We start from the raw sequence: 24,918 nt of genomic DNA on the forward strand, positions 1-24,918 counted from the left end.
CTTGTCGGATTGCCAAACATCCGGTTCGGGTCAATCGCGTCGGTTTGGCTCTCGGATGCGAACTTCCGGCCTACCCTTGTGAACCGACATGTCGCTGCACTTCGTCAACGGAAGCGATGGGCCATGAGCAGTCGCGAAGGCAGGGCGTCGCTAGCTCACTCGCTCAACAAGATGCGCACGCGAGGGTGCAGGGTCAAACCGATCGGCGAAATATTGCGTTTCGTTGGCGACCAGTCCTTCGCGGAATTCCATGATACTCACCGCGTATGATGGCATATCGTCGTAGGTAAGCACGAATTCAGTGACCCAGAGATTACCGCTCCCGATAATTCGCCGGACCGTAAAACGCTTCTTGTTTGGCTGGACGAACCTGCTCTCTTGAATGTTGTGCCGGCCCCGTATCCGCTCGCCGGATTGCGGATAATCAAGCACAGCATCCTCGTGATAGATCTCGTGTTCGGTCTTAAAGTCGCTCGTGTCCGAAGCATCCCAATGGCGCTCCAACGCCAGTCGCACGGTTCGATCATCCATCTCAATCTCCCACCTACCCCTCCCGCCTCTATCGGGCTTGTTGCGATCTCAGACCGGCAGTGTAATTTCGCAGACAAGTCCGTCTTTGCGCCAGTCAAAGTGAACTTTTCCCTTTAGCTGAGTGATCATTCCTTCAATGATGCGGCCACCAACGCCCTTTCGCGTGGGTTCCTGCGCGGCGGGACCGCCTGTCTCGGTCCAGCGTAGATCCAATTGACCGCGAGCCTCGTGCGACCATTGCAGGTGGACCTGGCCGTTGGACTGGGACAAAGCACCGTACTTCGCGGCGTTGGTGGCCAGCTCGTGCAGCGTCATGGCAATTGCCTGAGCGACGCCGGGTTCTAACACGATATGCGGTCCATCCATCAGCAGTCCCTTCCCCGAATATGGAGCGAGTTCCTGTTCGGCAATCGCCGATAGATCGGCGCCTATCCAGCGTGTCGCGACAAAGAGCGAGCAAACCCTCGCAAGCGCTTCGATCCGCCCAACAATCGTCTGTTTGAGATCTTCAGGCGAGCTTGATTGAGAAAGATTAACTGCTGCCAGAACGCTCGCGAGCATGTTCTTGCTGCGGTGCTCGGCCTCGCGTGCCAATGTCGTGATCATCTCCTGATTTTTCTTTTGCTCGGTGATATCTCTCGCGATCTTTGATGCGCCAACGATCTTGCCGCTGGAATCCTTGACAGGAGAAACGGTCAGCGAAACGACAATGAGGCTGCCGTGCTTAGTTTGGCGAACAGTCTCAAAATGGTCGATGCGCTCACCTCGCCTGATGCGAGTAAGTATCTCGCGCTCCTCGCTTTGCCGGTCCTCAGGGATAACAAGCGTAATGGGCTGACCAATCGCCTCACTGGGCGAGTAGCCGAAGATGCGCTCGGCACCCCTGTTCCAGCTCAAAATGATGCCATCGAGATTCTTGCTCACAATCGCGTCGTCGCTGGATTCGACTATGGAGGCGAGCCAGCGCAACCGTTGCTCACTTTCGCGAAGTGCATTTTCAAAGTCGCTATTTCGCGTCATAGGGATGATCCCCTGGTCCAGAAGCTCAGCGGGCCTTGACGGCAAAATCATAGCACCAATGTTCCGTCCAGCATCGACCCGCCAACGTAGAAATCTGGTGCCAGTTCATGAGTTCGCCTTTGGGTCAAACTGAGAAAAGCTCAACGCGAGCAATTCGCGTCGCGCTCGGCCACGCGAAGCAGACCCCGAACCGGCGAGCGACGGCTTCTCCGATAGGCAAAGGAACGGTTGCGCATACTAACTCCTATCTCGATTACGCGCTCGCCGCGAAGATGTCCCATCGGCCGGGTAGACCCTTCAGCTCGTGAGTCCCGCGGTCTGAGAACTTCAGCCCGGCACCGGCAACTAGGCCGGTGACGACTCGCGACACCAACACTTCATCTGGTCCGGCATGTGCCATTACACGCGCGGCGGCATGTACGGCGATACCCCCGATATCCCCTCCGCGCAACTCAATCTCGCCGGTATGAAGCCCCGCCCGCACAGGCAAACCCAAGCGCCTCGTTGCGGCTTCGAATGCCAGCGCGCAACGGATTGCCCTCCCCCGGTCCGTCGAACGTGGCGAGAAATCCATCGCCGGTCGTTTTGACTAGCTTCCCGCGATGCTGCATCACGATGTGTCGCGCCGTTTGGTCGTGTTCATCAAGCACCCGGCGCCACGCCTGATCGCCCATCTCAGCCGCCCGCCGAGTTGAATCGACGATATCGGCAAAGAGCACCGTCACCAGCACGCGATCGCTATCCAGCGCAGTCAGCTCCCGGTGACCCGTAACAAACTCTTCGATATCGCCGCACAAGCGCGGCCTGTCTCCGGGAAAAATGAGGTGGTCACTGCAATCTGCGTAGCACAAGAATTGAGCGCCCGGAATTTGCGAGGCCAAGAACTGCCCATTCTCGATGGACATGACATCGTTTTGACGGTGTATCACCAGCGTCGGCACTCGAACGGAAGGAAGAATGGCCCTCACATCGATCTCGATGTTGTACCGAGCCGCCATCTTGAGAGCGCCTGGACTAAATGCCAGGCGTTCCAGCTTGGCGTACCGTCGAGCAACATCGGGCTCATCCGCGTGGCTTGGGAGAAAGTGGCGGAGGGTTACCCCAGTACCCCAGCCGGCTGCCCACAAGTTGTCCACGCGGTTCACTATGTCCTCTCCCGACGGCCTGAATGGATAGCCGGGGGCACTGCTAAATCGTGCAAAGGCGCCGAAGAGCACGAGGTGCGAGACCCTTTCGGGAAAGGTCGCAGCAAACATGACGCTGATCGACCCGCCCTCAGAGCAGCCCAACAGCACCGCGCGCCTCGATCCGATCGCGTCCATGACGGCTCTGACATCGTCGATGCGCTGCTCGAACGATGGCATGCCGAGGTATCGATCAGACAGGCCTTGGCCGCTCTTATCAAAAATAACGACCCGCGCAAAAGTAGCGAGGCGGTCCAGGAAATCGGTATAGCCTGGAATTTCATGTAGGAATTCCACGTGAGTAATCATTCCTGGCACGAATATCAAATCGATCGGACCATCGCCCATCACTTGATAGGCGATGTTTAATTCGCCACTCCGGGTATAGCGCGTCTCGGGCGGCTCCAGTGTGCTCATGCGTTCCACCAGCAGCTATCGACCGCGTGCAAACCGCTGTCGCTTCGTTCGGTACCGCAGCTCACACTATCACCGAAGCACCGGAAGCCAACGCCCGGTTTACTCCTCACGGCCAACATCGAAGCCTCGGGCGGACTTTGTCGCGATGGGTCACGAGCGTCGCCATCTGCAACACTCGGCTGTACGTCGACTTCCGCTATGCCCCGTTCGCGACCGAGGTCTGGTGGCGGTGCAAATGTCGCGAAGGGCCACAGGCGGACATCCATGTTGAGACTCGCGGGCTCTAGCGTCGACCGCCCGAGGCAGGCGCTTGATCCGTTTGACGCACCACGCGGAATGTCGCACTCGCCCGTGCGATGACATCGTCGTCGGCTTTGACGAAACATTGCGCGAAGCAGATGGTGCTGCCAGTCTTGATCACCTCCGGCTCGACGGTGAGCCATTGTCCGACCCGCGCGCTTCCGATGTAATCCACTGCGAGCCCGATCGTCACCAATTGCGCCGCGCCTAACTGATAACCGCAACTATAGCCCATCGCGATATCAGCGAGCGTCGCAATTAGCCCGCCGTGAATTAGCCCGTGACCATTGGTATGCGGCTCTGCCAACCGCAATCCAATGATCACGACTTTGTCCGTCCGCTTTGAATACAATGGCTCCCAAGGATCGGTGAGAGGGCTCCGCCGTGTTCGGAGCTCGAAACCATCGGGGATCGCAGTATCGTTCATGCGCGGGCCCTTACATTGGCTGCGTGGTAAGCCAGCGCATCATAGCCGACTTTGTTTTGTCGGGTGAGTTGCTAATGTCCGAGTTGGGTCATAAGCGGCCTTCGAAGCGAGCGCGGCCACACGTCTGCTCTACCGACGATAACCGACATCACGACGGGATTATCGTGGTTCGACTAAGGGCCAACAACAGTCTACCGCACTTGTAGCATGCACTATTCGATTACCTCGTCGGCGTTGGCGATCAGTGTAGGAGGCACGGTCACACCGAGCGCGTTGGCAGTTCTTAGGTTGATGAGCAGCTCAAATCTGGTCGGTTGCTCCACGGGTAATTCGGCGGGCTTTTCACCCTTCAAAATCCGATCAACGTAAACCGCCGCACGGCGGGCCATCGCCCGCTGGTCAACTCCATAGGAGATAAGACCTCCAGCCTCAAGAAGCTCTCTTACGTAGCCGCAGCTCGGCAAATTACGCGCAAGTGCGAGATCCGCGATCACTTTCCTAGCCTGAAAGATCAAGCTTTCGCCGTTAGCGACCACCCCTTGCATGCCTGCCTTTACCATCGCGTCAAATGCGGGCTCGAAATCGCCGAGCGCGCGGACCTCGAAACCTTGGGTATCAACGCCGAGCTTTATCCCTGCCTCGGTCGCCTCCTGAACATAGAGGCTCGATATTTTGACGTTTGGATTGATGAGCAAGCCAACACGCGTAACCGTCGGGACAATCTCCTTAAGATACTGCAATCGCTTCGCACTGAGCTGGACAGAAAAATTCGACAATCCCGTAACATTCCCACCGGGTCGTGCAAAGTTTTCGATCAGGCCGGCTCCGATAGGGTCAAAACCGAACAGAAAGACTATTGGAATTGTTTTGGTCGCCTTCTTTAAGTGCGGCGCAGCCGCCCCGGCACCAACCAATACATCACACATTAAAGATACGAGTTCGGCTGCCATCCTGTCGAAAACCTCGGGCACTTCATCAGGAAAGCGATGTTCTAGCGTTATGTTCTGTCCGTCGACATAGCCCTGCTTCCTGAACCCCTCAACCAGGGACTGATAGTACGGAGTTTCTTCTTCGATGTTGGCGGCATGCCAGAGGACACCAATTTTGGGGATGCGATGCGGCCGTTGCGCGCGTGCTAGGCGTGGCCACATCGCAGCCGTGCTGCCGAGTAATGTGATGAATTCGCGTCGTCTCATGTGCTGCTCCAGCCAGAGACTGCTCGCGAGTATAGCAGCTTTTGGGCTTGTCTGTACCGCGCTGCAGCGCAATGAGCGCGGCAATGTCAGCTCAAAGGCTGCCCTGGTAGCCACAATGACATTGGTCGGGTCACCTCTACGAAGCGGACATCCCAGCGCTCTGGCGGAGGTCAGTCAGGGGCCACTAGCCGATCAAGGTCGCCCCGAAGCTACTTCGGATTGCGCGGGAACGGGATGAACCCATCCTGGTTCGGCATTCTCACCTTGGGCAGCGACTGCGCATCCATCACATCGTTCGATCCGACGATGCCGTTGAGATTGAGGATATAGGCCGATACGGCGTAGACCTCGTCCGCGGTCAGCGATTTCGATTCCTGGAATGGCATTGCGCGACGGGTGTAATCGAACAGCGTCGTTGCGTAGGGCCAGTAACTTCCCACAGTCTTTATCGGTGTTTTGTTCGGCGCCAGTGTGCCCATGCCGCCGGCGAGCGCTCCAGCGAGCGCCACACTGGGGCTGGTTCCCTTCTCGCCGTGACAGGCCTGACATTTCGCTACATAGATCGCTTCCCCCTCGATTGCGGTGCCGCGACCAGGCGGCAGACCTGCGCCATCCGGTCCGATGCTGATGTCCCACGCTTCGATATCAGCGGGCGTGATTGGTTGGCCGAGCTGCGGGGCTTGGGCCAGGGCCGGCGGTGCAATGGTCAGCATAGTTACGCAGACTGCAATGGGTTTAAGCGTAAACATTGCTGGCCTCCCCCTTCTCGTCGATGCGCCAGCTTGCGATGGCGTTGTAGTGATAAATCCCACGTAAGCCGCGCTCGTCGGCGAACTGTGCGCGCGTTGGCTGCACCATGCCCGTGTCGTCGGTGGCGCGGCTCTGCAGCACGGCGGGACCGCCGTTCCATTGCCACGCTGCGCGGAAGCGCACGGGGGCCTTTGGCAGGATCGGGCCCTGCAAAGCCGCCGGCGCCCAGCTTCGTCCGCCGTCAGCCGACACGTCGACCTGCCGGATGTTGCCGTTGCCCGACCAGGCAAGTCCGGAAATCTCGTAGAATCCCGGTCCCCTCAGGGCGAGCCCCGGCGACGGCCGCGTGATGACGGATTTGACTTCCATCGGAAACACGAACTGCCAGGCCTTTTCGTTCTTGAGCAGGATCGTGTACTTCGATGTTTCGTCTTTGGTCATGGCGGGGCCGGTAGTCAGCTTGAGGCGGCGCAGCCACTTCACATTCATGTTGCCCTCAAAACCAGGCAACAGCAGCCGCACCGGATAGCCATTCGAAGGCCGCACTCGCTCGCCGTTCTGATAGAGACAGAGCAGCGCATCATCCATCGCCTTGGTGAGTGGGATGCTACGGCTCATGGCGGCAGCATCAGCGCCCTCGGCGATCACCCAGCGCGCCTCGGGTTCGATGCCGGCTTCGTCGAGCAACGTGGAGAGCCGCACGCCAGTCCATTCCGAGCAACCCATGAGGCCGTGAATAGCCGCCACATTGAGCGGCTGGACCTGAGGCGCGTTGAGCGCCAGGCTGTTGCCGCCACACTCGATGAAAGCGATGCGCGATTGCATCGGATAGCGCGATAGCGCTTCGACCGTAAACACAAGCGGACGCTTCACAAGTCCATGGATCACCAGCCGGTGTTGATCGGGATCTATTTCTGGGGTGCCGGAATGGCTACGTTCGAAATGCAGTCCGGATGGAGTGATCATTCCGTCGAGCATGTGCAGCGGCGTGCGTGACGCGCCGACACCGGGCGGGTTCGGCGGCGGCGGAAACACTTTGACCACCCTGCTTTCGAACGGTGAGGGCTGGCCATAGCCCGCAAATCCCGCACCCGGCACCTTCATCCACGGCTGCACCGTAAGCTGTTCTGCCGATCCGCCGGACAGCCCCGCACCGGTCGCACCGAAAACGAGAGCGCCTTCAAGAAAGACGCGGCGACTCAAAATTCCATTGCCCGCCGCCGGATCGCTTGGTTCGGGATGTTTTTTTCCAGCCATGGGCGGCACTTCCTCGTTGCGATCAAACGAAGCATTTCACGTGCCTGCCCGCACGCTGAATGCTCGGTGAGGAGACCGGCACAAAAGGACGTCGGATCTATTGAGGGTGAGATGCCCGCCGACGGCATTCCCCGCTGCCATTTCACTCGAATGGAGACGTCGGCACGTCCCGAAAAGCAGCTCTAAAGAAGTGTATAAGGTCCCACGCCCTTTCAAAAGACCTTCATGTTGGCCAGAATGTCGCACAAACAACATGGTCAAAACCAGTGCCTCGATGGTCGCGCTAGGGACGAGGATTGCTCCTCGCCCCCCGCCCAGATCCCGGCGAGCGCTGCTAACGCACCGGGCTCCTCCCTCGGGTTTTGGCGTCGAAACGGTGACAGGGCAGCGGGTGTAGTGTCTTAATTGGCGGAAAGAAGCGTTCGACGAGGCGGATGAAGCGCTCCCAGGAGAGATCGGCCTTCTGACTCCGTCGCCGAAGCGTCTTCAGCCAGAGCCACCGCACCTGATTGCAGAACCACCACGTGCTCGGGTGGTTACCCGAGACGGCAAAGTAGTTCAGATGCCCTTGCAGCATCTGCTTCACCCATGCTCCCGGTTTGCGTGACGGGGTCGTGCATACGCTTGCGCAACTCCATCTTGATCGCCTTGAGCTTGGCTCGCATGCGATTCTTGATCGTCTTGCGCCCGATGACGAAAGAGCCCCACTTGCGTGATCGCGTGCAGAAGTGGGGGTGAAGCCCAAGAAATCGAACGTTTCGGGCTTCCCTTCGCCACGTCTCTCACGTTGCTTGGCCGCGTGGCGACCGAAGCGGATCAGCCGGGTCTTGTCCGGGTCCAACGCCAGTTCGAACGAGCGCAGTCTTTCGTGCAGGTCCTGCAGAAAGTCCTTCGCCTCATGCTCGTGCTCAAAGCCAACGATCGTATGATCGGCAAAGCGCACGATGATCATGTCGCCGGTCGCTTGGTCTGCCGCCATCTGTGGACCCACAGATCGTACGCGTAGTGCAGGTAAGCGTTGGCAAGGATCGGTGAAATCACCGCCCCTTGCGTCGTGCCGCACTGACTGCGCGTCACGCGTCCATCCTCAATGATGCCGACCTTGAGCCACTTCGCAATCAGGCGCAGGATGCGCTTATCCGCGATACGGTGCTCGAGGAAACGGATGATCCACGCGTGGGCCATGGCATCGTAAAAGCCCCGGATATCCGCATCCAGCACCCAGTTCACTCGCTTCCTGAGAATGCCGACGTGAAGAGCGTCCAGCGCATCGTGCTGACCGCGCCCCGGTCGAAATCCATAGGAAAAACCGACGAAGTCCTCCTCGTAGATGGCTTCCAGAACTGTCGCGACCGCCTGCTGGACGATCTTGTCCTCGACACACAAGATGGCGAGCGGCCGCTGAGATCCGTCCGCCTTCGGGATGTAGGTCCGTCGGGCCGGGCGGGCGCGGTAGCCGCCCTTGTGTATGCGGTCGCGCAGATCCGTCAGTTTCTCTTCGAGGTTTTCTCCGTAGGCCTGCCATGTCACGCCGTCGATGCCTGGCGCCGAGTCTTGCTCAAGTGCGCAGTAACTCTGCTCCAGGAGGTCGACGGTGATGTGATGCAGCAGTGCGGTGAACCGCACACTCTTGCTCTGTCGCGCCGCTTGGCGCACGGCGGCAAGCCCGTTCGACGCGGTACCCCGGCGCTGTGTCCGGGCCGCGGTCGCCTGGCCGCCGTTATTCCCCTCGGGCGAGGTCCTTTCCTCCACGGCCTCCACTGAGGGCGCGCCCTCTTTGTTCGGCCGCTTCATCGGTAATACTCCCTCGTCCGACTTCTCATCCGCGTACGTGCTCATCGTTCGGCTGTCGCCTTCATGAACCGGTCCGGCGTGCCTCTCCGGACACGGATGAGATCTCCCAGTTTCCGTGCAAAGAACTTCTCCACGTGCACAAGGTCTCCGACTGCGCGAGGTTCTTCCCATGCAAGCCACTACGTCATGGGACGATGTTGCCTTCTCTTCAACGGAACGAGATCGGCACCTCGAAATTGGACCCGTTTCGCAGCTCAATACTGGCCCGTGGTCTCCCCTGTGAACGCTTCACGTCGCCCCTCGCGGGTCGCTGTGCATCACTCGGGGTCGGGGCGGTTGGCTATTCCTTACCCCGTGGGGGACTTTCACCTCCTATTCTTTGCCAGCTAAACTGGCGCACTCCGAGTTGGGCCAAGACCTGAGGAGCCGGTCGGCAACTCAGGGCGTCCCCCGGAACTGCCAAGCCGTTGGAGCTGAACCTGCTTCTGCACCGAGACCGATCACGCGCGAACAGTGCGCAGGAAATGCGCGACCTCGTCCTTGAGACGTGTCGAATCGCGCGACAAAAGCCTGGCAGATGACAGGAGTTGAGCCGATGCGCTGCCCGTCTCGGCTGCGCCGCGTTGCACGTCGGCGACGCCGACGCTGACGTCGCCGGTGCCCTGGGCCGCCTGCTGGATGTTCCGGGCAATTTCGCCCGTCGCCGCGCCCTGCTGCTCCACTGCAACAGCCACGGCGGTCGCGATTTCGGACATTCTGGAAATAGTACCGCCGATATCGGCAATGGCCGCGACCGATTTTCCGGTGGCGTCCTGCATACCACTGACCTGCAACCTGATCTCCTCGGTGGCCTTCGCGGTCTGTTCAGCCAGCGCCTTGACCTCGCTCGCCACGACCGCGAAGCCACGACCGGCATCACCCGCGCGCGCGGCCTCGATCGTCGCATTGAGTGCTAGGAGATTGGTTTGCGCTGCGATGCTGTTGATAAGGTCGACGACGTCGCCAATTCGCACGGCCGCTTGCGCCAGGCGGGTGATCTGCTCATTCGTGACCCTGGCCTGTTGCACCGCCTCGGTGGCGATGCGCGAGGATTCTTGCACTTGCCGGCCGACTTCTCCCACCGACGCGGCCAACTCTTCGGAAGCGGACGCCACCGACTGGACATTGGTCGTCGTCTCCTCGGAGGCGGCAGCGACGCCGGTCGCTACATCTTGGGTACGCTCGGCCGTCGCCCTCAGCGTGCCCGCCGATGCCTCGAGTTGGCTCGACGTAGAGGAGACCGTCTGAACGATTTCGCCCACCGCACCTTCGAACAGGTCGGCAAGGCGATGCATCTCGCGGCTCCGGAGCTCGGCCTGCTGGTGCTCCTGCTCGGCTCGCGCCTCCTCTGCATCCTTCTTGGCGATCAGCGCCTGCTTGAACACCTGCAACGCATCGGCCATCTGGCCGATCTCGGTGCGCTCGCCCTGATGGGTTACTTCTGCCGACAGATCGCCGGCGCTGAGGGCCTGCATCGGCGAGACGATTGCCTTGATGCCTTGCGATACGGTTCTCATCACGAAGAAGGCAACGAGGGCACCGAGGATTCCGGCGATCGTCACTGTCGTCACTAGGGTCTTGACCGCACGACTGTAGGCGATCGCGGCCTCGGCTCCCGCAGCGTCCGCGCCCTTGTTGTTGAGGTCAATGGCACTCGCCAGGACCTTATCGGCATTGAGGCCAATGGGATTCACGGTCCTACTGTTGAGATCGTTGGCCTCTTGAGGAAAACGACCAGCCGCAGCGCGCGACAGAAGCAGCACCTCCTGAGCGCCCCTCATGTACTCGTTCCAGAGGCCGTGCCATTCGTCAAAGAGCGCACGCTCCTGCGGAGCGGAGATTAGCTTCTCGTAGTCCGCAATGTTCTGCGCCATCCTTTCAACGATCGGCTCGATGCGCTTATCAAGGTCCGCCTTGTCCTGCACACGGTCGAACAAAAGATGCTGCCGCACAGCGTTGCGGTAAGTGATGGTGGTTGCGCGCAACTCGCCGATCACGCGGACGCTCGGAAGCCAGTTGCTCCGGATGTCGACGACCGCTGCGTTGATCACCTGCATATTCCAGACTGCGAAAGCGCCGGTGGCGATCAGAGCCAGCAAGAGGCCGGCGACGACCGCGGTAATCTTGGTTCGTATGGAGATCTTGGAAAACATGACATGCCCCGAAAACATCAAAAATGACGCCCTCCGGCCCCAATGCATCTCGGGCGGTCGTCTCTCTCCCCGGACCAGGACCAAATTGCTGTCAGCCCCGTGCCCATTCGTGCTAGAGTTTGTATCGATCTTCCTTTAAGCGATTGTTACTCCCTGACGCTGCTCGACAAACCGAGGACAACTTTTGCGTGAATTGTACGTGATCGACCTGTATTGCCGAGGACCAGATGGACAACCTCCTGAAAGAGCACACTAGGCCTTCCCCTCCCTTAGCCACGCCAGAGTTGCGGCTGGTGCGGGCGGGCGCTCGCGGGGTAGCGGCGCGACGCTACCAACGGGATGACGCCAGGGCGCCCGTGATCGCTTTCGCTGACCTTTCCCCGAGCGGAGCAATGAGACCATTTCTTCAAGCGGGATGAACTGATCGGGCCGCAGAGCCCTCTGTTTGGATGCTGCCAGCGCAACAAGAGCGCCCTATGAACTGGTGGGCCATCGCATCATCGTCGGGTGCAGCGTCGGAAGCTGCTTCAAACCGGTAATGTCGCTGTAGACGAGCATAACCCGCCCTCCTAGGTCGGGCTGCGGCTGACCCGCAGCCACCTACCGTCCGGGAGTGGGCTTCCACGCTCGCCATCGCTAAAGTTGCCTCGGAGAGTGAGTCAGGGTGAGTTGTCCTCGCTTGATACCCGCGCCCCCCGCAACCAACCGGGGTGAACGAGCTGTGGCACGCAATGAATGAATTCGCTTGGCTCTGGAATTGGAAGGGCGATCTGGCCATCGCCACTATCGAGGAGGACGCCCTCGCGGGACTTCTGGAGGGCACCCGGACAGGCGTGCCTGGGCCGAGCGCCGCTGGGCCGCCTGGCGATCCATCATCGCCTTGATGTTGTCCCGCATCCTCCCCATTCCGCTCAGGAGGGTACCCAGCTCATCACGCTGCCCTTCGGAACGTCCGTATTCAAGTCACCATCAGCAATGCTCATTGCCGCTTTGGAGGCAATCGCGACTGGGCCGATGATCCGCGTGCCAACATCCACGAGAACAGCCCGGAGAGAAGAAGGGCAACGGTCAGGCCGGCCACGTTGAGTTGCAAGTCCCGCCTGATTGCAGCAAGCGCACGTTGACGGAATAAAAAGCCATCCCCGGCCGTATAGTTCACCAGCAATTCAATCTGACCGCTTCTCCCTCCCTGGGCGATTGCGCGCACTGTAAGGCTCCATCCGGTTATCAAGTCCTCCCCGACCCTGCCCTTCTTGGGTCAACGATCCACTGCGTAAGCAGTCTGATGAAGCAGTTCACTCCGCTGAGCGGACCCTGCCTAGAGAACGATCAATCTCACCGCATCCAGGACCGGCCTTTCGCTCCTCGATGCGAGGAAAGTCGGCACGATAACCGCACGCTCACAGCCGATTGATGGTAGTGCGAAGCTGCGCGAGGATCGACAAGAACATGCCCAGTTGGTGCAGAGCAGACGTTTCTGAGGAAGACGTTGCTCTCTCTCGCGTTGAGCGAGCTGCGTCGTCGAGCTGATTGAGCGCGACGATTAACATCTCCTTCGAGAGGCTCTTGATGCGAGCGAAATGGACCATGGCATCAGCGAGATCCGGGTATCGCGTCGCGATTATCTCGATGCTGTCGTCGGCGGATCTTGGGCTCTTGAGTTTTAGTTGAATGACTTCACTCATTGCTAAAGTACCTTCTCTCCTGCGCTGGATGCATTTTTGGTAAAGGGCGGTCGAAACTCGCACGGTTCGGCTAAAGTCCTGCGAGCCAAAAGCTTCAATGTTCGCTGCTGGCTAAGCTGCCCGCACGTTAGCTAGAAATTTCTGTACTTCCAGCTTCAAACGGCTGCTGTCCTGAGACAACAATTTCGCCGCGGCAAGAGCCTGGGTAGATGCAGTGCCCGTTTCGCCAGCGCCCCGGTTCACCTCGGCGATGTTCGAGGCGACCTCGGCAACCCCAATCGCAGCCTGCTGTACGTTGCGCGTAATCTCGTGGTTGGCGGCGCCCTGCTCCTCGACCGCTGCGGCGATGGTGGCACAAATTTCTGAAATCCGCCTAATGACGCCGCTAACCTCGTTGAGGCTCGCAACGGACTCGCGGGTGGACGACTGGATTCCGACGATCTGATCGCTGATTTCCTTGGTTGCCTTGGCCGTCTGTTCAGCCAGGGTTTTTACCTCTGACGCAACGACCGCGAATCCGCGACCAGCTTCTCCAGCCCGAGCCGCTTCAATCGTCGCATTCAAGGCAAGAAGGTTGGTTTGTCCGGCGATCGCATTGATGATCTCGATGATCGTTCCTATCTTGCTTGCGGCCTGCGAAAGCGAATGGACTCGTTCATCAGCGCCCTCCGCCTGGCGCACCGCTGCACCGGCAATGCGTGCTGATTCTTGCACCTGCCGGCTGATCTCGTTGACCGAAGCCGCCATTTCTTCGGTGGCCGAAGCGACCGACTGCACGCTCGCTGAGGCCTGCTCGGATGCTGATGCGGCTGCGCTGGATTGATGCTGGGCCGAATCGGCGGTTTTCGTCAGCGACCCGGCGGAGGCCTCGAGCTCAGTGGACGCAGAGGAGAGGGTTTCGACAATCTCGCCCGCGGCGGCTTCAAACAGATCAGCGAGCTTGCGCATATCCGCCTTCCGCTGCTCGGCCGCCATGCGATCCTGGTCGGCTTTGGCCTCGGCTTCGGCTCGTGCCTTTTCGGCCGCCTTGAGCTTGAAGCGTTCAACCGCACTTGCAATCGCACCAATTTCGTCTCGGCGACCAAGACCAGGAAGCACAACATCAAAATTTCCATTTGCAAGCTCCAACATCGAACCGGTCAGCGCTCGAATCGGGGTGCTGATGCTCCGCGAGGTAACGACCGAGAGCGCAACACCAATCAGCAGACTCAGAATCCCGAGGACCGAGGCCATCTTTATGGCTGTGACAAGATTCTCTTCCGCCCTCGATACCGTCGCTTGCGACGCTTTCTCGTAATCCTCGGCGAGTGGCTCAGCAATGGTTTCAATATTGGCCCCAGCCGCGAGAGCTGCACTGACTGCCGACTTTGCCTCTGAGGTATCCAGAGCGGTATTTCTTCCCTTGAACTCCCTCAGCCTGAGCGCCTTAGCTTGGTTGTCTTCGACCGCCGCCTTCAGCTCCTTGGCCCGGATCAGGCGGGCGGCGTCCTTCGTGTCGGCAATGAGCTCATCGAGTAGTACGAGCGCCTTCCTATAAGCGTCGGTGGCCTTTGCCCAATGCAACTGGTCATCGGTCGCTAGAGCAAGCCAAACGTGCATGCGTGCCTCGAAGACACGCTTTTCTATGCGCTCGTCATCGACGACGTGATTCTTTTGTCTGACCACCACCGCGAAAGCGTCATTCGCGTTGTAGGAGGCATAGATTGAGTACCCGCCGATCGCGGCCGTCAATACTAGGAGTAAGCCGAAGTCGATCATAAGGCGACCGGCGATCTTGACGTTCGTAAGCATTGCAATGACTTTCCAAATTGGAACGAAAACAAAAATTCTACGTGGTGGACGCTTTCGACTTGGCGATTTCGAGCATTTGCTCGATCAGCCTCAGATCACCTTGCAGCTTTGCCTTGATTGAGGGATTTGCGATCTCTGCTGCCATCTTTCGTATTCGCAGGTGACTCGCTTCCAGCAGGGTAATGGCGCCGGCAATTTCCAGCGTTGCATTCATGCGCAAGACTTCGACCTGCGAGAATGGTTGGCGATCCGGCGGCGACAGCGTCGGATCGCCACTGGGACACGATTGTTTAGATACGCGGCTTGGCCTCGTAAAATTTAGCACGTTTGACATTGTGGTCTCCACCGACCCAATGCTGGGAATGCATTGCGCAAATCAATCTAAAATTGTTCAATCCTTGTCTTCGAATAATTAAGGGTTTCTTACTCGCCCATTATTTGGTCGTGCCCGATGGTATTACGCAACCAGAACGCGATGCGGCGTCGTGTCGCAGAGAGCGAAATGCGGGCTCGAGCCTCGCACTGATAGGCCTGATGGGATTCTGTTCGAGTTCGATGCGTATGGCGCGTCGAGCCAATGTCAGGTGCTGACTTGATCGTACGCCGCCCAGCGACGCAGGCGACTAAGCCTCCATGTCCATCGCCCTCGTCGTTCGTTCACGCCAAGCTGAGTCGTCGCCTCTGCGAACGGCAACATGGACGGTCGGTGTTGGCAGGAGCATTATCGGCCTTCCAACGCCCGACCGTGCTCAACACCATCTGCTCGATAGCCGTTTGCTCCTACCTTAGGCTGCGATTCCTTACGTCCGCGAGGCGAGACACATGCAAGCGGCCCAGGGCTGGGGGCCCCGCCACACCGGCCTGATCGCGACGTGTTAAGATCCTGGTGCAGCGACTACGCAATCTGCAGACGTTGCAGGAAACTCCGAACTCTATCTCGCAGCATTCGAACCTCACCGTTGATTCGATCTGATGCATTGCTCACGCGCGAGGCGGTTCGTCCAGTCGCCTCAGACGCAAGAGTGATGCGGTCACGTCGGACTGGCGGCTGGTGTCTTCGGCCTCGGCAGCCATGGAAACCGAGCCTTGGTTGAGGTCCAGGGCGGCCTCTGCAAGGGAAACTCGCGATGCGGTCCATTTTTCGCGCAAGGACTCGGCGAGGCTGGCCAATTCAACCACCTTTCTGTCCAAGACGTATACGCCCTGGTTGATAAACGAGCCGGGAATGAGCGGTGAAGCGGGGGGCGTCCGGTCAACCATTTCTCGCATGTTCGAATCGGCGGATGCCGGAGAGCTCATGGTGCTTAAGACGTACTGAGTTTCCAAGTTGGGCTGTTCTGAATGGCACGCCATTCAGAGTAAAATTGCGAACTCATGTGTCATTGACATTACATTGTAATTCTCGCGCGTCGTGGGCTTCCGCTGCCAAACCTCGCCAGCGGGGAGAGGAGCACACCAGAGCGATAAGCCGCGGTTCGCCTGAGGGCTGAGCCCCCAGCTCAATCAGACACAGATCTTAGGGCTTGGGCTTTGGAGGCTAACCCCAACACCATTACATAAGGCCTCCATTTCAGCCAGGATGGTGAATCAGGGAGACTCTGATTTAAGAATCCCAGATCGATTCAACCTAACCTCATCCCGCTTTAGGCGACTCGCTTTTCGCTCGCGATCCGTTCCCCGCCTGGGCTGGCGACCACGCGGTCGCGTCCGTCGTGCTTGGCCGCGTAAAGCGCTACGTCCGCCGCCCTGACAAGATCGTGCGGCACGTAGTCTTCGCCAGGGACCATGCACGCCAGTCCAATGCTGACCGTCGGCAGTTCGCCCTGCGTTTGGCGCAGGACCGTCAACTTCTCGCGGATCTGGCGAGCGACTTCGAATGCCCCGGCCTTGCCGACGCCCGGCAGCAGCACGGAGAACTCTTCCCCGCCATAGCGGGCACCAAGATCGGATGGGCGTTTCGTACTGCTCGCAATACATTGCGCGACGGTTGCAAGCACGGCATCGCCAGCCTGGTGTCCGTGTCTGTCGTTGTATGCCTTGAATTGATCGACATCGATCATCAGCAGCGAGACAGGCGTGCGAGCGCGCGAGGCCCGGCGCCACTCGACGGCCAGGGCATCATCAAAGCTGCGCCGGTTGCCGAGCATCGTCAAGGCGTCGGTTGTAGCCAGAACCGCGAGCTGGTTTTCCGCGGCCGCGCGGCGCTTCAGCGCCGCCAACAGGTAAAACATCAGAGCGATCGAGAATGCGACAAGCGCGGCCACCACAAGGCCGATCCACCACAGCTGTTGCCACCAATCTGCGTAGATACTCGTGAGCGCGATGCCTTCCGCCAGCAGCAAGGGATGTGTCCCGACCTGCTGAAAGACGTACAGGCGGCTGACCTGGTCAACTATGGACTTCGTCGTATAGAAGCCGGAGCTGCGCGCGGGAAAATACTTGAATATCTGCGCGTCCTTGATGCTTTGCCCGAGCTTGGTGATGTCGAAGGGGGCACGCATCAGGATCGTTCCGTCGCTGCTAAACAGCGTCATCGCACCCTTGGGACCGAAATCCAGCTTTCTGAACAGGTTGTGGAAATAGCTCAGCCGCATGCTGCCGGCGGCGATGCCGTCAAAGGAGCCGTCGCGGCCGCTGATGCGCCGGCTCAGGCTGATGAGATATTCCCCGTCAGGCGTGACCCAGGGTGCACTGATGAAAAGTCCTGCATCCGGCCGCTCCTGATGCACCCGGAAAAAATCGTGATCGGCAAAGTTCGCTTCGCGCGGCCTGACGGTTCGGGAGTCCAGCCTGACGTTCCCCGCCGCGTCGAGAACCAGAATTGAACCCAGATCCTTTGCCGTTGCGGCCCGGTCGAACAAGACGACCTGCCGGAGTTCAGGACTGACGCGGTTGATCTCAGGCAGTTTCACGCCATCGGCGACGGCCTGCAAGGACAGATCATACAGCTCGATGTTGCGGTCGATCTCGCTCGCGATGCTGGCCACGAGATTGGTGGCAGCCTCCTTTGCGTGCTGAAAATCCTTCTCGGCCATTTCCCAGAGGATGGCCGCACAGATGCCGGAAAAGCCCAGAGTGAGACCGACGCCAAGCGCGAGCAGGCGCTTGGTTGGCACCGTCCTCGGCTTTGTCACAAGCCCATGCACTCGCTTGGCCCCCGCACTCCCGCCCCGCCCCCGGGGGTCGCCCTCTCATAAGGAAAGCGACTTGAGAAAATGGGCTCGAAGCGGACGTAATTTGTAATTTCGAGGTAAGGGTTTGTTAACCGGTGTCCTCAGAATACTTGCTCGAGGCTCGGCGAGGGCAGCCGACGTGCTGGCCCGCGTGCCAGACCACCCCGCCAAGCGCATTCACGAACTCCTTCCTAGGAACAGCCACGGCTCCTCAAAGAGGGCTCCATCAGAGAATATGAAGCCCGTTGTCGACGATAATGGTCAAATTCTGTGGCGTGTTGTTAAAGGTCGCAATCGTAACCGCTTCGCCTCCACCGGCACCATCAAGATCGACCTTAAGGGTGCCGTTCAGCGAATCGTAGGACACGAAATCGTGGACGTCACCGTCCCCGATGTCCAACAACGAGGTCAGATCTACCTTGTCCTCGCCGAATTGATAATCAGCGACCATGTCAGCAGCTTTAACGTCATTGAAAACGAACGTGTCTGCACCGGCGCCCCCCGCGAAGGTCTCGCCGATTCCCGCCAAGCCGAAGATCATGTCGTCGCCGTCCCCACCGGTGAGCAGTTTGTTTTCCGGCGGAGCATTCGTCGCAACGTCAAGCGCTACCTCCACATAGGAACCAGAGGAGCCATCGGCGCGCGTGAAAATGCCCTCTCCTATTACTTCTTGGCCGCTAATTTCATTACTCGTTGGGGTTGAGGGGACCTCAATTGTCTCAATGCCTGCATCGGAAAGACTCGTAAGTTCACCCTCGTCGGTCGAACCGTCGACGTCGGCATCTTTCCAAATCAGAAGATTCTGAAAGGCTTGGTCGTTGCTATCAATCAACTGATCATGATTAGAGTCAAGCGAAGCGAGAGCCTCTCCGCCGGAAGAGAAACTGCCTGCACCAAAAACAGGAGTGAATAGTTCGGTGCCATCGTCAATCAAGCCATTACCATTGAGATCCATTGCGAGAATCCCATCGCCAGAGGAATTCCAGGCTACTTGATCGCGGGTTCCATCACCATTTATATCGAACGAAACCCCTTCGGCGATTGAGGAAAAAGTGTACCCGTTTTGCCCCAGATCGAGGATCAGAGGATCGGTCACTGTCGGTGGAGTTAATGAGACCTGCAGTTCATAGGTGACGGCGGCATTGAATGTAGTTCCGTCAGGATCTCCGCTCGCCCAGCGCCCCACCTGCACATAGTAGGTACCGGCGTTCAATGTTGCCGCCAAGAATGAATCGTTGTGGTGAACGCTACCCGGATCTACCGGTGACGAATCGTCATTAGAGGCTATGATCGTTTGGCTAGAGTTTAGTATGTTGATCCAAGAATCGTAATGGCTGACGTTTCCTATGTTCCCGGTCGAATCCTGTCCGTGATCAATGTCCAGAACGACCAATGTGCCATTCGTTGTCACAGTAAACTTGTAATAATCGAATTCGTTAATTGTACCTGTTGCCGCGATGGTGACTGAGGGGCGCGAACTTGCAGACGTAATCTCGGGGTCGTTGGAGAGTTGAAGCACCAAGTTGTCGATGTTAACGGCATTGGCAGCGCTAGAGTTAGTGCCGGTCCCCACATTGACAGTTGTAGCATTAGCCGGAAGCGCGTCGTTGTCGCCAATTGTCCCAACTCCCTTGGCGTCGAGAATCGTTGCGTTTACTGGGCTACTAAGATTCACGATCAGCGCTTCGGACAGCTCGGCGATCGTGTCCTGAGTTGTCTGAATTGTAATAGTCTGGCTGGTGATACCGGGAGCAAAGATCAAAGTACCGGAAACAGAGGCGTAGTCGCCCGAAAGGGCTGTTGCATTAGCCGAAAGGTAATTCACCGAAACAGTATTCCCAGACGCCGCGCTCAGCGAGACGGTAAAATTTAACAAACCGCCTTCCGTCACCGCCGCATTGCTGATCGAGATAGTTGGAGGATTATCGTTATCAAGAATCGTGGCTATACCTACCCCGTCTGAGATTGTTGCATTGGTCGGCGCGTTCAGATTGACAGTAAAAGTTTCGTTCGGTTCGTCGAGCAAGTCATTAGTCGTTGCCACGGTGAAGGTCTTGCTAACCTCGCCCGGTGCGAAGGTAACCGTTCCGCTGGCTGGAGCATAGTCAGACGCGTCCGCTGTACCGTTCGCCGTTGCATATTGAACTGACACGCTTTGTCCGGACGCAGCGCTTAGGGAAACGGTGAAGGTCGCACCGGCTCCTTCATTGATTGGTACATCGTTGATCGTGATGCTAGGAGGATTATCATTGTCAAGAATCGTACCTACACCCAGACCATCTAGGATCGTTGCATTGGTCGAATTGCCCAGATTGACCGTGAATGTCTCGTTCGGTTCGTCCAGCAAGTCGTTAACTGTCGCCACGGTGACTGTCTTGCTAACCTCGCCCGGTGCGAAGGTCACCGTTCCACTGGCTGCCGCATAATCAGATGCGTCCGCTGTACCGTTCGCCGTTGCATATTGAACTGACACGCTTTGTCCGGAAGCAGAGCTTAGGGACAGTGTGAAAGTCGCGCCGGCCCCTTCACTGACCGTTACATCGTTTATCGATAGCGTCGGAGGAACGTCGGAGGCCCCCACCACCTGTACCGTATAGGTCTGAGTCGCGGGCGCCGCATTGCCATCGTTCACGGTCACCGTGAAAGAGTCGCTGTCAGAATCGCCGGCGTCGAGGGCCTCGATGGCCGCCACGTTCTTGGCAAAACTGTAGGTCCCGGAAATGGTATCGACCGTCAGCGTCCCGTAAGTGCCGACCTTGCTTACTGTGCCGTCGCCGTTGACGATGACCCCGATTCCTCCAATACCGTACGTTAGCGCATTGCTGTCAATGTCCGCTCCGGCGAGGGTACCAGAAAGCCCGGAATCAACCGTGCTCGCACTCTGATCGATTTCCGAAATAGATCCAGCATTCACCGGAGCTAGAACCGGCCCGTCATTGGTGCCGGTGATCGTCACGGTCACGGTCGAGCTGGACTGCGCCCCGTGCTCGTCCTGCATCGTGTAGTTCAGCGTCACGGTGGCCGTGGCGCCCTCGGCCAGATGATCAAAGTCCGTGCCGGGGTCGAACACCAGCTTGTTGCTCGCCACGCTGGCGCTGCCCTGGTTGGACGGCGCGCTGGCCGACAGCAGCGTGAACACGTGGCCGTCATCGACGTCCGTATCATTTGCCAGCACGTCAATCGTCAGCGCCTGGTTCTCGCTGCCGCTGGCGGTATCCGCAACCGCAACCGGCCCGTCATTGGTGCCGGTGATCGTCACCGTCACGGTCGAGCTGGACTGCGCCCCGTGCTCGTCCTGCATCGTGTAGTTCAGCGTCACGGTGGCCGTGGCGCCCTCGGCCAGATGATCAAAGTCCGTGCCGGGGTCGAACACCAGCTTGTTGCTCGCCACGCTGGCGCTGCCCTGGTTGGACGGCGCGCTGGCCGACAGCAGCGTGAACACGTGGCCGTCATCGACGTCCGTATCATTTGCCAGCACGTCAATCGTCAGCGCCTGGTTCTCGCTGCCGCTGGCGGTATCCGCAACCGCAACCGGCCCGTCATTGGTGCCGGTGATCGTCACCGTCACGGTCGAGCTGGACTGCGCCCCGTGCTCGTCCTGCATCGTGTAGTTCAGCGTCACGGTGGCCGTGGCGCCCTCGGCCAGATGATCAAAGTCCGTGCCGGGGTCGAACACCAGCTTGTTGCTCGCCACGCTGGCGCTGCCCTGGTTGGACGGCGCGCTGGCCGACAGCAGCGTGAACACGTGGCCGTCATCGACGTCCGTATCATTTGCCAGCACGTCAATCGTCAGCGCCTGGTTCTCGCTGCCGCTGGCGGTATCCGCAACCGCAACCGGCCCGTCATTGGTGCCGGTGATCGTCACCGTCACGGTCGAGCTGGACTGCGCCCCGTGCTCGTCCTGCATCGTGTAGTTCAGCGTCACGGTGGCCGTGGCGCCCTCGGCCAGATGATCAAAGTCCGTGCCGGGGTCGAACACCAGCTTGTTGCTCGCCACGCTGGCGCTGCCCTGGTTGGACGGCGCGCTGGCCGACAGCAGCGTGAACACGTGGCCGTCATCGACGTCCGTATCATTTGCCAGCACGTCAATCGTCAGCGCCTGGTTCTCGCTGCCGCTGGCGGTATCCGCAACCGCAACCGGCCCGTCATTGGTGCCGGTGATCGTCACCGTCACGGTCGAGCTGGACTGCGCCCCGTGCTCGTCCTGCATCGTGTAGTTCAGCGTCACGGTGGCCGTGGCGCCCTCGGCCAGATGATCAAAGTCCGTGCCGGGGTCGAACACCAGCTTGTTGCTCGCCACGCTGGCGCTGCCCTGGTTGGACGGCGCGCTGGCCGACAGCAGCGTGAACACGTGGCCGTCATCGACGTCCGTATCATTTGCCAGCACGTCAATCGTCAGCGCCTGGTTCTCGCTGCCGCTGGCGGTATCCGCAACCGCAACCGGCCCGTCATTGGTGCCGGTGATCGTCACCGTCACGGTCGAGCTGGACTGCGCCCCGTGCTCGTCCTGCATCGTGTAGTTCAGCGTCACGGTGGCCGTGGCGCCCTCGGCCAGATGATCAAAGTCCGTGCCGGGGTCGAACACCAGCTTGTTGCTCGCCACGCTGGCGCTGCCCTGGTTGGACGGCGCGCTGGCCGACAGCAGCGTGAACACGTGGCCGTCATCGACGTCCGTATCATTTGCCAGCACGTCAATCGTCAGCGCCTGGTTCTCGCTGCCGCTGGCGGTATCCGCAACCGCAACCGGCCCGTCATTGGTGCCGGTGATCGTCACCGTCACGGTCGAGCTGGACTGCGCCCCGTGCTCGTCCTGCATCGTGTAGTTCAGCGTCACGGTGGCCGTGGCGCCCTCGGCCAGATGATCAAAGTCCGTGCCGGGGTCGAACACCAGCTTGTTGCTCGCCACGCTGGCGCTGCCCTGGTTGGACGGCGCGCTGGCCGACAGCAGCGTGAACACGTGGCCGTCATCGACGTCCGTATCATTTGCCAGCACGTCAATCGTCAGCGCCTGGTTCTCGCTGCCGCTGGCGGTATCCGCAACCGCAACCGGCCCGTCATTGGTGCCGGTGATCGTCACCGTCACGGTCGAGCTGGACTGCGCCCCGTGCTCGTCCTGCATCGTGTAGTTCAGCGTCACGGTGGCCGTGGCGCCCTCGGCCAGATGATCAAAGTCCGTGCCGGGGTCGAACACCAGCTTGTTGCTCGCCACGCTGGCGCTGCCCTGGTTGGACGGCGCGCTGGCCGACAGCAGCGTGAACACGTGGCCGTCATCGACGTCCGTATCATTTGCCAGCACGTCAATCGTCAGCGCCTGGTTCTCGCTGCCGCTGGCGGTATCCGCAACCGCAACCGGCCCGTCATTGGTGCCGGTGATCGTCACCGTCACGGTCGAGCTGGACTGCGCCCCGTGCTCGTCCTGCATCGTGTAGTTCAGCGTCACGGTGGCCGTGGCGCCCTCGGCCAGATGATCAAAGTCCGTGCCGGGGTCGAACACCAGCTTGTTGCTCGCCACGCTGGCGCTGCCCTGGTTGGACGGCGCGCTGGCCGACAGCAGCGTGAACACGTGGCCGTCATCGACGTCCGTATCATTTGCCAGCACGTCAATCGTCAGCGCCTGGTTCTCGCTGCCGCTGGCGGTATCCGCAACCGCAACCGGCCCGTCATTGGTGCCGGTGATCGTCACCGTCACGGTCGAGCTGGACTGCGCCCCGTGCTCGTCCTGCATCGTGTAGTTCAGCGTCACGGTGGCCGTGGCGCCCTCGGCCAGATGATCAAAGTCCGTGCCGGGGTCGAACACCAGCTTGTTGCTCGCCACGCTGGCGCTGCCCTGGTTGGACGGCGCGCTCGCCGACAGCAGCGTGAACACGTGGCCGTCATCGACGTCCGTATCATTTGCCAGCACGTCAATCGTCAGCGCCTGGTTCTCGCTGCCGCTGGCGGTATCCGCAACCGCAACCGGCCCGTCATTGGTGCCGGTGATCGTCACCGAAACCGTCGCAAAGCCACTGGATCCAATGCCATCCGTCGCCTGGTATTGGAAGCTGTCGCTGCCTGTCTCTCCGGCGGATAGATGGTTATAGGCCCCACTCTGCACGTAACTGAAAGTGCCGGTCTCAGTGTCCAGCGTCGCCGTTCCGCCCGCCGTGGTACTGAACTTGATGGAGCCGTTGGCGACACCGTCCAGATCCCCAACCCCACCGTCGACAATTGTGGTCGCACCCACCTTCACTACGGCAACTTCCAAGTCTCCGCCATCGGCATCCGTGTCGTTGCCAAGTACGCTGGCCGCAACGAGCGTTACATCTTCAGTTGCCGAACGGCTGTCGTTGTTCGCAGTTGGTGCATGATTGGTCGTACGATCTACAATAACTGGCGCGATGTTTTCGATCGCGCTGACCTTCAGGTTGATGCTCTTGAACTCGTAGACCGTCTGATCCGCCTGCCCAGTCTGATTGTTTTTGTGAGCCGGATACCAGACGGTATTGAAATAAGTTATTTCGGTGTTAAGGGCCTGCATGAATGCGGCGTCGTTGCTCTGTTGAACGCTGATATAGATCTTAAGAGTGTCGACCTCCGCGGTTCCGCTCGTTACGTTGCCGTTGCCGCCGTCGTAATTGTCGTATCCCTTAAAGGTACTTCCGCTCTGCGCCACCCCATTGTCATAGAGTGTGCCGCCTGTAAGCGTCCCGGGCAGTGCACCTGATCCTGCAACGTATGTGCTGCCCAGCAAGTACTCGTTCTCGTATGCTTTGAAAATAAGCGTATCTGCTCCGGACCCGCCGAGGACGGTGTCAAACCCGCTGCCCCCATCGAGAGTATCGCTCCCTGAGCCACCATTAAGCCGATCATCCCCGGCACCACCGGAGAGCGTATCGTTGCCCGACCCGCCGACGTAATTGTCGTTGCCGCTGGTACCTGTGAGAGGGGTGGTGCCGCTAGCTGTTGCCATTAATTTGCTCCAATATTCTCTTCGTACAATTCGCGCGTAACTATAGACTCAGCTATTCGATAAAACGGATGCCGGTATGGCCTCGAATTCTGCGACGATGGTTTGATGGGGTGACAGCGAAATGGCGCCTTCACAGGACGAGGAGCCCGTGTCGAATGGATCACGCCCGCGAAAATGAACCTCTTACCAACGTCCAAAGCTGGCTCGAAGGGCAGCTGATCAATCAGAACTGGGAGATCATTCGCCAGTGTG

Annotated in this window: 17 protein-coding genes; all 17 read right to left on the reverse strand. The window is 59.3% G+C overall.

The features are described from left to right. Positions 1-150: 150 nt before the first annotated feature. A complete protein-coding gene (locus LRP30_RS21210) occupies positions 151-531 on the reverse strand; it encodes a nuclear transport factor 2 family protein (protein WP_091899093.1) in 381 nt (126 codons plus the stop codon). A gap of 48 nt (positions 532-579) precedes the next feature. Then, entirely contained in the window at positions 580-1,551 is a 972-nt protein-coding gene (locus LRP30_RS21215) for a PAS domain S-box protein (protein WP_130219228.1), read from the reverse strand. A 452-nt stretch (positions 1,552-2,003) separates the two neighbouring features. After that, positions 2,004-3,152, reverse strand: a complete 1,149-nt coding sequence (locus LRP30_RS21220; protein WP_249761568.1) for an adenylate/guanylate cyclase domain-containing protein — start codon at positions 3,150-3,152, stop codon at positions 2,004-2,006. Between the two features lie 283 nt (positions 3,153-3,435). Continuing rightward, positions 3,436-3,879: a PaaI family thioesterase gene (locus LRP30_RS21225; protein ID WP_249761569.1), complete on the reverse strand. Its 444-nt coding sequence runs from the start codon at positions 3,877-3,879 to the stop codon at positions 3,436-3,438. 212 nt (positions 3,880-4,091) lie between these two features. Further along, positions 4,092-5,075 carry an ABC transporter substrate-binding protein gene (locus tag LRP30_RS21230; protein WP_249761570.1) on the reverse strand — a complete coding sequence of 328 codons (984 nt, stop codon included), beginning with the start codon at positions 5,073-5,075 and terminating at the stop codon, positions 4,092-4,094. 209 nt (positions 5,076-5,284) lie between these two features. After that, on the reverse strand, positions 5,285-5,824 hold the full coding sequence (locus LRP30_RS21235; protein ID WP_249761571.1) for a cytochrome c: 540 nt from the start codon (positions 5,822-5,824) through the stop codon (positions 5,285-5,287). Next, the gene (gene soxC, locus LRP30_RS21240) at positions 5,811-7,082 is read right to left on the reverse strand and encodes a sulfite dehydrogenase (protein WP_249761806.1); all 1,272 of its coding nucleotides are present in this window, start codon (positions 7,080-7,082) and stop codon (positions 5,811-5,813) included. The genes LRP30_RS21235 and soxC overlap by 14 nt, the downstream gene beginning before the upstream one ends. Positions 7,083-7,416: 334 nt before the next feature. Further along, the gene (locus tag LRP30_RS45250) at positions 7,417-8,034 is read right to left on the reverse strand and encodes a maturase (protein WP_346016232.1); all 618 of its coding nucleotides are present in this window, start codon (positions 8,032-8,034) and stop codon (positions 7,417-7,419) included. Next, complete coding sequence (locus LRP30_RS45255; protein WP_346016233.1) at positions 8,031-8,876, reverse strand: reverse transcriptase domain-containing protein; 846 nt, start codon at positions 8,874-8,876, stop codon at positions 8,031-8,033. Before LRP30_RS45255 ends, LRP30_RS45250 begins: the two co-directional genes overlap by 4 nt. 500 nt (positions 8,877-9,376) lie before the next feature. Then, entirely contained in the window at positions 9,377-11,068 is a 1,692-nt protein-coding gene (locus tag LRP30_RS21250; protein WP_249761572.1) for a methyl-accepting chemotaxis protein, read from the reverse strand. Between the two features lie 979 nt (positions 11,069-12,047). Continuing rightward, complete coding sequence (locus LRP30_RS21255; RefSeq protein WP_176946055.1) at positions 12,048-12,275, reverse strand: hypothetical protein; 228 nt, start codon at positions 12,273-12,275, stop codon at positions 12,048-12,050. Positions 12,276-12,468: 193 nt separating this feature from the next. After that, entirely contained in the window at positions 12,469-12,753 is a 285-nt protein-coding gene (locus LRP30_RS21260; RefSeq protein ID WP_091897071.1) for a hypothetical protein, read from the reverse strand. Between the two features lie 111 nt (positions 12,754-12,864). After that, positions 12,865-14,544 (reverse strand): HAMP domain-containing methyl-accepting chemotaxis protein, encoded by a 1,680-nt coding sequence (locus LRP30_RS21265; protein WP_249761573.1) that lies wholly within the window; start codon positions 14,542-14,544, stop codon positions 12,865-12,867. Positions 14,545-14,581: 37 nt separating this feature from the next. Further along, entirely contained in the window at positions 14,582-14,878 is a 297-nt protein-coding gene (locus tag LRP30_RS21270; RefSeq protein WP_249761574.1) for a hypothetical protein, read from the reverse strand. A 647-nt stretch (positions 14,879-15,525) separates the two neighbouring features. Then, positions 15,526-15,813 carry a hypothetical protein gene (locus LRP30_RS21275; protein WP_249761575.1) on the reverse strand — a complete coding sequence of 96 codons (288 nt, stop codon included), beginning with the start codon at positions 15,811-15,813 and terminating at the stop codon, positions 15,526-15,528. A 374-nt stretch (positions 15,814-16,187) separates the two neighbouring features. After that, a complete protein-coding gene (locus tag LRP30_RS21280) occupies positions 16,188-17,660 on the reverse strand; it encodes a sensor domain-containing diguanylate cyclase (protein WP_249761576.1) in 1,473 nt (490 codons plus the stop codon). A gap of 283 nt (positions 17,661-17,943) precedes the next feature. Further along, positions 17,944-24,666, reverse strand: coding sequence for an Ig-like domain-containing protein (locus LRP30_RS21285; protein WP_276017376.1), 6,723 nt, complete (start codon positions 24,664-24,666; stop codon positions 17,944-17,946). Between the last annotated feature and the right edge of the window lie 252 nt (positions 24,667-24,918).

It is taken from the genome of Bradyrhizobium sp. C-145 (assembly GCF_023375135.1).
GTDB lineage: Bacteria > Pseudomonadota > Alphaproteobacteria > Rhizobiales > Xanthobacteraceae > Bradyrhizobium > Bradyrhizobium zhanjiangense.